Annotated in this window: 12 protein-coding genes; 10 read left to right on the forward strand and 2 right to left on the reverse strand. The window is 65.2% G+C overall.

The window, feature by feature from the left end; genetic code table 11:
- Positions 1-71 precede the first annotated feature (71 nt).
- Positions 72-620, reverse strand: a complete 549-nt coding sequence (locus ACKLLE_RS25935) for a DUF4174 domain-containing protein (RefSeq protein ID WP_064303076.1) — start codon at positions 618-620, stop codon at positions 72-74.
- 228 nt (positions 621-848) lie between these two features.
- Entirely contained in the window at positions 849-3,209 is a 2,361-nt protein-coding gene (locus tag ACKLLE_RS25940; RefSeq protein WP_420059446.1) for a DNA polymerase II, read from the reverse strand.
- A gap of 273 nt (positions 3,210-3,482) precedes the next feature.
- Between ACKLLE_RS25940 and ACKLLE_RS25945 the strand changes: the two genes are divergently transcribed.
- The 10 genes from ACKLLE_RS25945 (at position 3,483) to ACKLLE_RS25990 (ending at position 12,404) form a co-directional block, all read left to right on the forward strand.
- A complete protein-coding gene (locus tag ACKLLE_RS25945; RefSeq protein WP_420059447.1) occupies positions 3,483-4,169 on the forward strand; it encodes a sel1 repeat family protein in 687 nt (228 codons plus the stop codon).
- Between the two features lie 77 nt (positions 4,170-4,246).
- On the forward strand, positions 4,247-4,939 hold the full coding sequence (locus ACKLLE_RS25950) for an AzlC family ABC transporter permease (RefSeq protein ID WP_420059448.1): 693 nt from the start codon (positions 4,247-4,249) through the stop codon (positions 4,937-4,939).
- Positions 4,939-5,262, forward strand: coding sequence for an AzlD domain-containing protein (locus tag ACKLLE_RS25955; protein ID WP_420059449.1), 324 nt, complete (start codon positions 4,939-4,941; stop codon positions 5,260-5,262). Before ACKLLE_RS25950 ends, ACKLLE_RS25955 begins: the two co-directional genes overlap by 1 nt.
- A complete protein-coding gene (locus ACKLLE_RS25960; protein WP_064303072.1) occupies positions 5,259-6,110 on the forward strand; it encodes a helix-turn-helix transcriptional regulator in 852 nt (283 codons plus the stop codon). Before ACKLLE_RS25955 ends, ACKLLE_RS25960 begins: the two co-directional genes overlap by 4 nt.
- A 109-nt stretch (positions 6,111-6,219) precedes the next feature.
- Positions 6,220-7,845, forward strand: a complete 1,626-nt coding sequence (locus tag ACKLLE_RS25965; protein ID WP_420059450.1) for a methyl-accepting chemotaxis protein — start codon at positions 6,220-6,222, stop codon at positions 7,843-7,845.
- 65 nt (positions 7,846-7,910) lie between these two features.
- On the forward strand, positions 7,911-8,624 hold the full coding sequence (locus tag ACKLLE_RS25970) for a GNAT family N-acetyltransferase (protein ID WP_420059451.1): 714 nt from the start codon (positions 7,911-7,913) through the stop codon (positions 8,622-8,624).
- Positions 8,625-8,963: 339 nt separating this feature from the next.
- Positions 8,964-9,815 (forward strand): CAP domain-containing protein, encoded by an 852-nt coding sequence (locus ACKLLE_RS25975; RefSeq protein ID WP_064303069.1) that lies wholly within the window; start codon positions 8,964-8,966, stop codon positions 9,813-9,815.
- Positions 9,816-10,335: 520 nt separating this feature from the next.
- Complete coding sequence (locus tag ACKLLE_RS25980; RefSeq protein WP_064303066.1) at positions 10,336-10,881, forward strand: AidA/PixA family protein; 546 nt, start codon at positions 10,336-10,338, stop codon at positions 10,879-10,881.
- 160 nt (positions 10,882-11,041) lie between these two features.
- Positions 11,042-11,941, forward strand: a complete 900-nt coding sequence (lpxO, locus tag ACKLLE_RS25985; protein WP_064303096.1) for a lipid A hydroxylase LpxO — start codon at positions 11,042-11,044, stop codon at positions 11,939-11,941.
- A 118-nt stretch (positions 11,942-12,059) separates the two neighbouring features.
- Entirely contained in the window at positions 12,060-12,404 is a 345-nt protein-coding gene (locus ACKLLE_RS25990) for a carboxymuconolactone decarboxylase family protein (RefSeq protein ID WP_037060772.1), read from the forward strand.
- The last annotated feature ends 61 nt before the right edge of the window (positions 12,405-12,465 follow it).

Genomic DNA, 12,465 nt, shown 5'->3' on the forward strand with positions numbered 1-12,465 from the left:
TTCACCCGCGATTACGATAGTGGAATCACCGACGTAATCGCGGGTAAACCCGCTCCCACAAGGTTCGTGTTTCAGTCTTCCAGCGGTTTCGGAGGTGGCAGCGGTTTTGCCGGCTTGGCCGGCTTGGCATCGGCCTTGCCCGCCTTGGCATCGGCGGCTGCTGGCGCCGCCTGGGGCTCCGGCTTGCTGATCGCCTTCTCTTCCGCCGGCAGCGCATCCACCGCCGCGAAGATCTTGCTCATATCCAGCGAACCGTCGTTGTCCAGCACGTGCTTGCTGCCGTCCTTGCCCACTAGGGTCACCTGGGTGCCGTTCTGCGCGCCGCGGCTGACCTGGCGGATCAAGGCCATGGTGGTCTGCTGTTCGAGGTTCTTGTCGTCACGCTTGCCGATCATCCCGGCCACGCTGTAGAGCACCAGGCCGCGCTCCTTGAAGCCGGCCTGGGTCGCCGGGTCCTTGAGTGATTCGTTGAGGCTTCGCAACAGCGGGTCGGCGCTGGTGGGGGCGATGACCACCAGCGGACGGGCCCGGCCCGCATCCAGATCCAGAGGGTTGTCATCGGCCAGCAGCGGACCGGCGATGGCCAGCAGGACGGCAAGGGTCAGGGACCGGACGAGCATGTGTTTCTCCTTCTTCATTCCTCGTAACAATGACTACAGACCTCAAGGAAAGATCCGAAGGTCGGAGCCTAAACGACTGCGCAGGGCAACTGCCCGGGACAAAGGTAACTTTCGGTTTCAGAAAGGTAATTTCTCACGTGCCGAAACGAAAAGTCCGACACGCCTAGACAGGAGGATAGTCGATGGCGGGAAGCTGCGCGGAAGATACCCTCGCAGCGAAAGATTCCTCTAGAACAACCCCATCTGCCGATCGATCAAGCCGGCGAAGTCATCACCGACGAAGGGCAATATTGCATCCGCCACCGGCTGCAACTGGCGGCTGAGGTAGTGATCGTAATCGATCGGACTGCGCCGGTTTTCCAGCGGTTCCGGCCCGCTGGTGGTGATCACGTAGCTGATCCAGCCGCCGCGCTGGTACTGCCGCGGCCGCCCCTGGCTGTCGTTGTACTCGTCCGCCAGCCGGGCGGCGCGGACATGCGGCGGGACGTTGCGCTGGTAGTCGTCCAGCGGGCGGCGCAGGCGCTTGCGGTAGATCAGCAGTTCGTCCAGCTCGCCGGCCAGGGTGCGCTGCACGTAGTCGCGGACGAACTCGCGGTAGGGCTCGCGCTGGAAAATCCTGCGGTACAGCGCCTGCTGGAACTCCCGGGCCAGCGGCGACCAATCGGTACGCACGCTTTCCAGGCCCTTGTAGACCATTTCCTCACTGCCGCCGGCGCGCCTTACGAGGCCGGCGTAGCGCTTTTTGCTGCCCTCCTCGGCGCCGCGGATGGTCGGCATCAAAAAGCGCGTGTAATGGGTCTCGTATTGCAGTTCCAGGGCGCTTTCGAGCCCGTACTCATCGCGCAGGTGGTCGCGCCACCACTGGTTGACCCCTGCCACCAGCGCCTTGCCGATGCGGTCGGCGTCCTGCGGAGCGTGGGCGCTCTTGAGCCAGACGAAGGTGGAGTCGGTATCGCCATAGATCACTGTATAGCCCTGGGCCTCGATCAATTGCCGGGTGCGCTGCATGATCTGGTGCCCACGCAGGGTGATGGACGAGGCCAGCCGCGGGTCGAAGAAGCGACAGCCGCTGGAGCCGAGCACGCCGTAGAAGGCGTTCATGATGATCTTCAAGGCCTGGGACAGCGGCGCGTTGCCTTCGCGCTTGGCCGCCTCGCGGTTTTGCCAGACCCGTTCGACGATGGCTGGCAGGCAGTGCCGGGTCCGCGAGAAACGCGCCTGGCGAAAGCCCGGCACCGAGTGCTCGTCGTTCGGCTCGCGCAGGCCTTCGATCAGGCCCACCGGGTCGATGAGGAAGGAACGGATGATCGACGGGTACAGGCTCTTGTAATCCAGTACCAGCACCGATTCGTACAGCCCGGGCCGCGAATCCATGACGAAGCCGCCAGGGCTGGCCTCGCCCTCGCGCCCGCCCAGGTTCGGCGCGACGAAGCCGAGGCGGTGCATCAGCGGGATATACAAATGGCAGAACGCGGCCACCGAGCCGCCGCTGCGGTCTGCGGGCAATCCGGTGACCGTGGCCCGTTCGAGCAGGAAGTCCATCAACCGGGTCTTATCGAAGATCCGTGTGACCAGCTCGCAGTCCTTGAGGTTGTAGCGCGCCAGCGCCGGACGGTCCTCGGCGAACATGCGGTTGATCTCGTCCATGCGCTGGTAAGGGGTGTCGATGGCCTTGCCTTCGCCAAGCAGGGTCTGGGCCACGTTTTCCAGGCTGAAGGACGGGAAGCTCCAGGTTGCCGAGCGCAGCGCCTCGATACCGTCGATGATCAGCCGGCCGGCGGCGGCGGCGAAGAAATGCGTGCGGCTGCCGTGCTCGCGCCATTCCATCGGCTGCTTATCACGGCCCAGCAATAGCGGTACGTCCAGTTGCTTGCTGTGCTCGTGGAGCACACGTAGGTCGAACTGCACCAGGTTCCAGCCGATGATCGCATCAGGATCGTGACGGTCCAGCCAGGCATTGAGGCTGTGCAGCAACTCGGCACGGGTCTCGCACCAGATCAAGTCGAAATCCACCGTGCTGCCATCGCCGTTGGCCGGTCCCAGCATGTACACCTGCCTCTGGCCGCAGCCTTCAAGGGCGATGGAGTACAGTTCGCCACGCTCGCTGGTCTCGATATCCAGGGACACCAGTTTCAGGTGCGGGCGGTAACCGCTGGAGGGTTTGAGCTGGGCGTCCAGGTAAACGCCGTCGGCATCGACCTTGCCACTGAACGCTACCGGCGCAGTGATGAAGCGCTCCATCAAATAGCGCTCCGGCGGTCGGATATCGGCCTCCAGTACCTCGATACCGGCGCCGCGCAGGCGTTTTTCCAGCTGGATCGCCTGGCGTTGCTGGCGACAGTACAGGCCCAGCACCGGCTGGTGTTCGAAGTCCTGCAGGGCCAGCGGGCGCAGTTCCACGTCGCGCTCGCCGCGCAGCAGTTCGCGGGCGCGGGCCTCGTACTGCGCCGGGATGAAGGCCACCGAGGTCTGCAACGGCAGGCGCAACAGGCGCGGGCCGGCATCGGTGGCCAGCCAGAACTCCACCTGGGTGCCCTGGGGCGTGTCCCGCCAATGGCGGGTCAGGACAAAGCCCTGTTGTGGCTGCACCGGTCCTCCGGGAACGCTGATGATCGCTGACGCTACGCGAACCCTGTGGGAGCGGGTTTACCCGCGATTACGGTAGTGAATCCACCGACGCTATCGCGGGTAAACCCGCTCCCACAGGGTCCTGGTGTGCCAGACAAAAAATGGCAACGGATTCTACCCGACGCGACGGGTTTCGGCGCGCCCCTCATCCCGTTAGAATGCTCGGCCAGGAGCCCCTTCCCTCACTATGGACAGTGCCCGACCTCATGTATTGCGCCCCGCAGGACCAACCCCGTGCCAGTTGACCGCCCCCTGCTCTCCCTGTTGTGGCTGCTGCCGCTGACGGCACTGGCCGGCGACCCGGTTATCGACCCGCATGCCGACCTGCTTTACCGCCAGGCCCTGCCGCTGCTGGAAAAGGCCGAGGCACAGAGCAACGCGCTGCCGCTGGATGCCCTGCCCACCGACCGCGAACTGATCCGCAAGGTCCAGGCCCTGGACCAGACCCTGCAACCGGCCGTGGCCCTGCTGCAGCGCGCCGCGCTGTTGCAGCACCCGGTGGCCGAATACCGCCTGGCCCTGCATTACATCACCCACCTTCCCGCCGGGCAGATCGCCGCCGAAGCCTGCCCGTTGCTGCGCTCCAGCATCGCCCAGGGCTTTGCCCCGGCCGCGCTGGAAGTGGTCAACTGGTGTCCCGAGGTGCTGGAAGACAGCACCTATCGCCAGGCCCTGGAGCAGGTGTCGACACGCAGTTCGATGTATGCCGGCTACTACCCGCAACCCGCCGTGCGCCTGCTGTGCCTGCGCGAACGGCCACAAGGCCTGGCCATGCAGTGGGGGCGCCAGCGTGACTTCCAGGCCGAGGTCTATCGCCTGCTCGCCAGGCTGGACGCCAGCCAGCGCGTCACCTACGCGCACAAGGCCATGGAAATCAACGGCTGCCAGGCTGCGCAACACCAACTGGTCAGCCACCCGTAGCAGACAGCAAGATCGTTCAAGGCGCCCGGCCGGCGCTCTGGCATGCTGCGTGACCGTTCCTTGCCGTGTTGTCGCCCATGCCTGCATCCATCGCCCGTACTGCCTGTATCAAAGGCGCCATCGCCTGCCTGCCGCTGTCGCTGGCCGTCGCGCCCTGGGGACTGCTGGCCGGTTCCATGGCCATCGAAGCCAAGCTTACCCCGCTGCAAAGCCAGGGTTTGTCGGCGATCGTCTTCGCCGGAGCGGCGCAACTGGTGGCCATCGGCATGCTCAAGGGCGGCGCCAACCTGTTTTCCATACTGCTGACCACCTTGCTGCTGACCTCCCAGCACCTGCTCTATGGCCTGTCGATGCGCCCGGTACTGTCGGAGTTGCCGACCCGCTGGCGCCTGACCCTGGGTTTCCTGCTCACCGACGAGTTCTTCGCCCTGGTCAGCCAGTATGACCGCCAGCAGTTCAACCGTTGGTACGCCTTTGGCGTCGGCTTCACCTTCTACCTGGCCTGGAACCTGTTCACCCTGGCCGGGATCATCCTTGGCCAAAGCATTCCGCACCTGGACCAACTGGGCCTGGACTTCTCCATCGCCGCCACCTTCGTCGCCCTGATCGCGCCCACGGTACGCAGCGTGCCGACGCTGGTCTGCGTGGCGGTTTCGCTGTTCTGCTCGGTGCTGTTCAGCTACTGGCACTGGGAAACCGCGCTGGTCGCCGCCGGGCTGCTGGGCATGGCCGCGGGCTTTATCTGCCAGAAATTGTTCGGAGCACGCTGATGGTCTTCATCCTGATCCTGGCCATGGGCCTGCTGGTCTTCCTCAACCGCTACGCGTTTCTCGAACCGCGCCTGCCCCTGCGCCTGAGCTCCAACGCCCGGCAATTCCTCGGCTTCGCCGTACCCGGGATGCTCACCGCGATCTGCGGACCGATCGTGTTCCTGCCCGGGCAGCAACTGAACCTTGACCCGGCCAACCCCTACCTGCTGGGTTCGCTGCTCGCCGTGGTGCTGGTACTCTGGACGCGCAATACCCTGCTCAGCATGCTGCTGAGCATGGGCTTCTTCTTTATCTATCGCGCCTGGCTGAGCGGTTCGCCATGACACAGGTTCCACGGGAACAGACCCATTTCTGGCAGGCAGCGGCGCTGGACAACCTCGAGTTGCTCCAGGCCCGCTATTTCCAGCAGCGTTTCGCTCCCCACGTGCACGAAGGCTATTCCATCGTCGCCATCGAGACCGGTGCGCAGTGCTTCTGGCACCGCGGCGCCGACCATGTGGCACCGGTGGGCAGCGTAGTGCTGATCAACCCTGAGGAACTGCATACCGGCGCCCGCGCCCACGAGAACGGCTGGAGCTACCGCGGCTGCTACCCGGACGTGACCCATATGACCAGCGTGCTCGACGAACTGGAACTGGATGCCGGCGGCACGCCGGGCTTCAGCGCCAGTGTCCTGCATGACCCGCCGGTATTCCGTGCCCTGCTCGGCCTGCACCGCTGCGCCCAGCAAGGCGCCAGCGCCCTGGAGCAGCAATCGGCCTGGCGCGAGGCAGCGTTGCTGCTGATGCAGCGCCACGCCCGGGTCCGCGACCCGCGCGCCCCGGGCAACGAACCGCTGGCGGTGGTCCGCGCCCGCGAGCTGCTGGATGCGCGCCTGGATTGTCCGCCGTCGCTGGAGGAACTGGCGGCTGCCGTGCACCTGTCGCCGTTCTACTTCGCCCGGGTGTTCCGCCAGGCCACCGGCCTGCCGCCCCATGCCTGGCTCAAGCAGCGCCGCCTGGCCCGGGCCCGGACCCTGCTGCGCCACGGCTACCTGCCCTTCAACGTCGCCGTGGACCTGGGTTACGCCGACCAGGCCCACCTCAATCGACAGTTCAAGCAGGCCTACGGCGTCACGCCCGGCGAGTACCGCCGCGCCTGCATGAACGCCGCGTCGATCTCTGTTCGATAATCGAACACAACCCGGTCCTGCCCCCTCAAGCGCTCGTCACCCCTCTCCGATAGCTATTGGCAAACCCGCCCGAAGTGGCGGGACCGACTATCGAGGAGTCCTTGCCCGCATGTTCGCCGACCTGAAAATCCGCACCGGAATGTTCTGGGTGCTGTCACTGTTCAGCCTGACCCTGCTGTTCTCCACCGTCAGCGCCTGGCGCAGCGCCGTGGGCAGCGATGTGCAGATCGCCGAGCTGGACCGTACCGCGCACCAGTCCGACCGCCTTAACAACGCCCTGCTCATGGCGATCCGCTCCAGCGCCAACGTGTCCTCCGGCTTCATCGAACAGCAAGGCGGCCACATGGACAGCGCCAAGGGTCGCCTGACCCGCTCGGAAGAACTGATCGCCTCCGGCCAGGCGCTGATCGCCGACTTCGTCGCCGCCGTGGACGACCCGACGCTCAAGACCACCGCCGACGAACTGCAACGCACCTACCTGAGCTATTCCGCAGCCATCGCCGGCCAGCGCCAGGCGACCCTGGAGAACTCCCTGGACCGCTACTTCACGGTCAACATCGAGGCTGGCAACGCCATGGGCCGCCTGCAGGCCCTGCGCCAGGACCTGGTCAAGGAACTGAGCACCCGCAGCCAGCAGATCATGGACGAATCGCAGAGCCGCCTGCGCAAGGCACAACTGCTGAGCCTGGCCTTGCTGGTCACCACCGTGCTGCTGGCAGCACTGTGCTGGGCCTTCATCCAGCAGCGCGTGCTGCGCCCGTTGGCCGAAGCCGGCCGGCATTTCCAGCGCATCGCCGCTGGCGACCTGAGCGAGCCGGTCGCGGTGCCGGGCAGCAACGAGATCGGCCAGTTGTTCGCCGAACTGCAACGCATGCAGCACAGCCAGCGCGATACCCTGGGCCAGATCAACGCCTGCGCCGGGCAACTGGCCGATGCCGCGAAAGCGCTGAACACCGTCACCGAACAGAGCGCCGAAAGCCTGCGCCGCCAGGACGAAGAACTGGAGCAGGCGGCCACCGCCGTCACCGAAATGACCACCGCCGTCGAGGAAGTGGCGCGCAATGCCGTGTCCACCTCACAGGCCGCCAACGACTCCAACCGCCTTGCCGAACAGAGCCGTAGACAGGTCAGCGACACCCTCGACGGGACCCAGGCCATGGCCGGCGAGGTGCAGGCCGGCAGCGAGCGCCTGCAACTGCTGGCCGGGGAAATCCGCGATATCGGCAAGGTGCTGGAGGTGATCCGCGCGGTCTCCGAGCAGACCAACCTGCTGGCCCTCAATGCCGCCATCGAAGCGGCCCGGGCAGGCGAAGCCGGGCGTGGCTTCGCCGTGGTCGCCGATGAAGTGCGGACCCTGGCCTACCGCACCCAGCAATCGACCCAGGAGATCGAGCAGATGATCGGCAGCGTGCAGCACGGTACCGAAGTGGCGGTCAATTCCATGCACGCCAGTGCCGAACGGGCCCGCGCGGCGCTGGACACCACCCAGGCCTCGGAACAGGTGCTGCAAGGCATCTATGCCGCGATCGGGCAGATCAACGAGCGCAACCTGGTGATCGCCAGCGCTGCCGAGGAACAGGCCCAGGTAGCCCGGGAAGTGGATCGCAACCTGCTGAACATCCGCGAATTGTCGGCCCGCTCGGCCGAAGGCGCGCAGCAGACCAGCGCGGCAAGCCGGACATTGTCGGGCCTGGCGACGGAACTGACGGCGCTGGTGGGGCGTTTCCGCGTCTAAAATCGAAGAGGCCGCGTGGCTCCTGTAGACTGGCACCCTGCCCAGTTTCCGGAGCTCCGCGCGTAATGCCCGTTGTCACTCTTCACCAGACCGCCCCCGCCGAACCGCTGCACAGCCAGTTGATGCAACTGGTGGTCGACAATTTCAGCGACCTCAGTGCCACCGCGCTGCCGCCGAGCAACCCGCTCTACAACCTCTACCAATACGCTCTGGGCTTCGAGGTGCACCTGTATCTCCAGGCCCTCGGCGGCACGCGCCTGCCAGTCGGCCTGGTGCTGGCCTGCGAGGAAGAACAATTGGCCGGGTTCGTCCTGTACCTGCCGATCGACGCCGAGGAAGGCGCCTGCGCCATCGCCTACATGGCGGTGCGCCAGGACCTGCGCCGGCGCGGGATCGCCCGGGCCATGCTCGCGGAGGTACGCCGGCGCCATCCGCGCATGGAGCTGGCCTGCGGCAAGGGCAAGGTGGCGTGCTTCGAGGCACTTGGCTTCGAGGTAGTCGGCGCGCGCGGGCCGCAGGTGCTCATGGCGACCGACGCGCCGGCCGCAGATGCCGAGCTGGCGGTGCTGGATGTGGCGCCGATCTTCCGCACCGTGGAAATCCAGCAGATTCACAGCTACCTGCTCAAGCAGCATGGGCGCAAGGCGATGGTCGAGGCGGAGAAGAAGCGCGACCGCCACCTGGACGAACTGACCCGGCACGCGGCGGCGTTTGCCTGGGAGCGGACCCAACGGTGGCAAATACGACCGACGCGGATCGTGCAGGAACGTCGGCCCTGACCCGAGACGGGCCCTTGTGGGAGCGGGTTTACCCGCGATTGCTATGGTGAACTCACTACCGCAATCGCGGGTGAACCCGCTCCCACAGGGTACGCGTCGTGCGTTGGAACTGTTGTTGTGCGACAGCGCAGCCCTGAACGCATAAAACCGCAAAACAGGGCCGCACGCTGGTCCGTCGCAGGGAACCTGAACCCCCTGATGCCGGACAAAGACGACAGGCACGGACCATTCTGGCTACCATGCACCCCGCTTGTTCAGCATTTTTACCCCAATCCATCGGGGCGGCGGTCGGGCCATCAGCGCAGACCCGCCGGTTTTTCATGTACCAGGGAGATCCAGATGCGCGTCCGTTCCTCCATGCTCCGCCTTGCCCTGCTCTGCCTCGGCCCCCTGCTCGCCAGCCAGGTCCAGGCTTCGGAAGAGACGCAACTGATCGACTCGATCAACGCCTACCGCAATCAGTCCCAGGCCTGCGCCAACCAGGCGTCCCTGGAGCTGCCGCCGCTGGCCAGCGACCCGCGCCTGGTACTGTCGGCCACCAGCATGGGCGACCTGCAGCAACAACTGGCCCGGGTCGCCTATCCCATGGTCAATGTCCAGGCCATCAGCCTGTCCGGCCCGCGCGATGCCGCCGCTGCCATGCAGGCGATCCGCGAAAGCTTCTGCCAAGTGGTGCTGGACCCGCAGTTCGTCGATATCGGCGTCAGCCGCGAGGGCCGCGAATGGCGCATCGTGGTCGCCCGCCCGTTGCTCAGCGCCCGCCTGGGCGACTGGCAGAGCGAGGGGCGCAACCTGCTCGAAGCGGTCAATGCCGCCCGCGCCCAGCCTCGTCAATGCGGCACCCAGGCGATGAGCGCGACCACCCCGCTGGGCTGGAACGACACCCTGGCTGGAGCGGCCCAGGGCCACAGCCGGGCCATGGCCAACCAGAACTTCTTCGACCATATCGATCGCGAAGGCCGCACCCCCGGGGACCGCGCCGAACTGGCCGGCTACAGCGGCCAGCGCATCGCCGAGAACATCGCCGCCGGCCTCGACAGCCCGCGCAAGGTGGTCGACGGCTGGCTGGCCAGCCCCGGGCACTGCGTCAACCTGATGAACCCGCAGTTGCGCGAGCTAGGGGCGGCCTACGCCACCGATCCGAAAAGCGATGCGGGGATCTACTGGACGGCGCTCTTCGGCACGCCTTGAACCGTTGCCCACCCCTCTCGTCGCCAGCCAGCAGGTTGATCTCCACCTGACCATTTTCATCGTTGCTGCCGGACGATGGCGCATCCAGCTTCGACAGGCTGGTTTCCCAAGCAACGGTGATGCCCGGCAGCGGCTGGCCAAGGACGTTCTTCAGCGTCAGCAGGCAACGCGCCTCGCCGCCGGCGATTCGAGGCCGTCCTGGTCCAGCCCGGTACTCGGGCAAAAGGGATGCAGCCGCACCAGCGCCTGCACGTCCCCCTCACGCCAGGTAAGCCTGCCGCCATGGATGTGGAAGGAAAACAACCAGCCTGCCCGTCAGCCATCGCCGCACCGTCGGACAATTCAACAGCATAGGCGCAGGGTTGCCGCCAGCCGTCAGTGTCCTGGCGCTTGCCGAACGCTTGACATCATTTAGACATCATCCATCCTTTGCCACGCGACCGCAGCCAGGGACCGGGAGCCGGGATGCGCCCAAGGGGCGTGGTCGCCTTGCCAACCCAACACTCATGGAGAGTCATGCATGTCCGGAAACATCGTGGATATCCTGCTGGTCGTCGATGCCGACCTCATTGCTTCGGTGCCCCGCAATCAGCAGGCAGGCCAGGTGGCGAACGCCGTCTACCTGGTGGCCCAGCGCCAACTGGTCGATCCCAATGCCCAGGGCAACGAACAGGACGGCGGCTACGAGTTGTGGATCGACGTCAAACGCGGTGACGTCATCCGCTGGCGCACCACCACCCTGTCGCGCAACTTCGACAAGTCCAGCGTGATCACCAACGTGTACGAAAGCGGTACGCAATCGGCCCATGCCGGCGTGCTCGACCAGTTCACGCTGCAGCAGTACGACGAAGTGCTCGTGCCCTACGTGAAAGCGGACAGCGATCCGCGCAAGGCACCGGATATCGGTACCACCAGCACCACCGTCAGCCTTTGGCAAGCCGAAGCCAGGGCAGCAGGCACGGACCGCATTGCCTACCGGATCGACTTCTACCTGCTGGATGCCGCGGGCAATCTCATCAGCGATCGCCTGAGCTGGGATCCGTTCATCACCGTTTCCCTGACCTGACTCCCAGCTGAAACGGCTCACCTCCCGGCCATGGCCGGGGGGAGCCATTGCACCATGGTCGACATGCCTCACTGCAACATTTTGTACAAACCGACGGGCCAATTGATTATGCTGGCGGGCTTATGCCATGGCGCATCGCCACATCGACAAGTACCCGTCCATGAAAATCTTCATCGTCCTGTTGTTCGCCGCCTCCATCGCCTATGTGCATTTCCGCGGCCGCGTACGACACAAGATCACCCGCCAGCTGGGCGACCATTCCAGCTTCCTGGCGCCGGTCAACGCCTTCCTCTACCTGTTCTCGAAATTGCCGGCCAGGCCGTACCTGCCGACCGAGTCGTTCCCCGAACTCAAGCCGTTGCAGGACAACTGGCAGGTCATCCGCGAAGAAGCCCTGCAACTGCTGCATGTCGGCGAAATCAAGAGTTCGCAGAACTATGACGACGTCGGCTTCAACTCGTTCTTCAAGAGCGGCTGGAAGCGCTTCTACCTGAAGTGGTACGGCGAGAGCCATCCGTCGGCGATGAAACTGTGCCCGCGCACCACCGAACTGCTGCAGAGCATCGGCACGGTCAAGGCGGCGATGTTCGCCACCTTGCCGCCGGGCTCGAAGCTGGTGCGCCACCGTGACCCCTACGCCGGCTCCTATCGCTATCATCTGGGCCTGGACACGCCGAACGACGAGGCCTGCTACATCTGCGTCGACGGCGAGAACTACCACTGGCGCGATGGTGAAGCGGTGGTGTTCGACGAAACCTACATCCACTACGCCGCCAACCAGACCGAACACAACCGGGTGATCCTGTTCTGCGACGTCGAGCGACCGCTCAAGTACCGCTGGGCGACCGCCTTCAACCGCTGGTTCAGCGCCAATGTCATGGCTGCGGCCGCAGCGCCCAACGATGCCGGGGACAAGACCGGCGGCATCAACCGCCTGTTCACCCGCATCTACAGGATCCGCGAGCGTGGCAAGGCCCTGAAGAAGCGCAACCGGGCGCGCTACTACGCCGAGAAATGGGCGGTGGTGGCGGTGCTGGCCCTGGTGTTCATCTACATCTGAAGTTCACCGGCGTTTGCTGCCAAAGCATCGACCATCCAGTCCTATTGTTCATTGGCAGGACGGCGGGGAAGCGACTAGCTTCACTGTTCGAACGATCCAAACCAACGAGGTGAACGCAATGAGCATGATGGACTGGGATGGCTACCGTAAGCAGTTGATGGCAGGTATCGGCGATCTCAAGCAGCTTTCTCCCGATACCGTGGCCGGCTACGCGACCGCCAGCGCGGCCGGGGCCAAGACCAACCATCTCGACGCCAAGACCCGCGAGCTGATTTCCCTGGCGGTGGCGGTCACCACCCGTTGCGACGGCTGCATCGCCGTGCATTCGCAGCAGGCGGTCAAGCATGGCGCGACCCGGGAAGAGATCGCCGAAGCGCTGGGCGTGGCGGTGGCGATGAATGCCGGCGCGGCCCTGGTGTATTCGGCGCGGGCGCTGGATGCGGTGGGCAAGGCTGGCGAGTAGTACATCGCCGTCCGGGCAGCTTCCATAGAACAACACATAACCCTTTGATTAGCAGGGACCT

Source organism: Pseudomonas bharatica, from assembly GCF_048586865.1.
Classification (GTDB): domain Bacteria; phylum Pseudomonadota; class Gammaproteobacteria; order Pseudomonadales; family Pseudomonadaceae; genus Aquipseudomonas; species Aquipseudomonas bharatica.

Excerpts from the sequence above, each read along its gene's own strand:
- ACKLLE_RS25980 (WP_064303066.1), top strand. The coding sequence starts at position 10,336 with ATGTCCGGAAACATCGTGGATATCCTGCTGGTCGTCGATGCCGACCTC.
- ACKLLE_RS25975 (WP_064303069.1), top strand. The coding sequence starts at position 8,964 with ATGCGCGTCCGTTCCTCCATGCTCCGCCTTGCCCTGCTCTGCCTCGGC.
- ACKLLE_RS25960 (WP_064303072.1), top strand. The coding sequence starts at position 5,259 with ATGACACAGGTTCCACGGGAACAGACCCATTTCTGGCAGGCAGCGGCG.
- ACKLLE_RS25935 (WP_064303076.1), bottom strand. The coding sequence starts at position 620 with ATGCTCGTCCGGTCCCTGACCCTTGCCGTCCTGCTGGCCATCGCCGGT.
- ACKLLE_RS25965 (WP_420059450.1), top strand. The coding sequence starts at position 6,220 with ATGTTCGCCGACCTGAAAATCCGCACCGGAATGTTCTGGGTGCTGTCA.
- ACKLLE_RS25950 (WP_420059448.1), top strand. The coding sequence starts at position 4,247 with ATGCCTGCATCCATCGCCCGTACTGCCTGTATCAAAGGCGCCATCGCC.
- lpxO (WP_064303096.1), top strand. The coding sequence starts at position 11,042 with ATGAAAATCTTCATCGTCCTGTTGTTCGCCGCCTCCATCGCCTATGTG.
- ACKLLE_RS25955 (WP_420059449.1), top strand. The coding sequence starts at position 4,939 with ATGGTCTTCATCCTGATCCTGGCCATGGGCCTGCTGGTCTTCCTCAAC.
- ACKLLE_RS25990 (WP_037060772.1), top strand. The coding sequence starts at position 12,060 with ATGAGCATGATGGACTGGGATGGCTACCGTAAGCAGTTGATGGCAGGT.
- ACKLLE_RS25970 (WP_420059451.1), top strand. The coding sequence starts at position 7,911 with ATGCCCGTTGTCACTCTTCACCAGACCGCCCCCGCCGAACCGCTGCAC.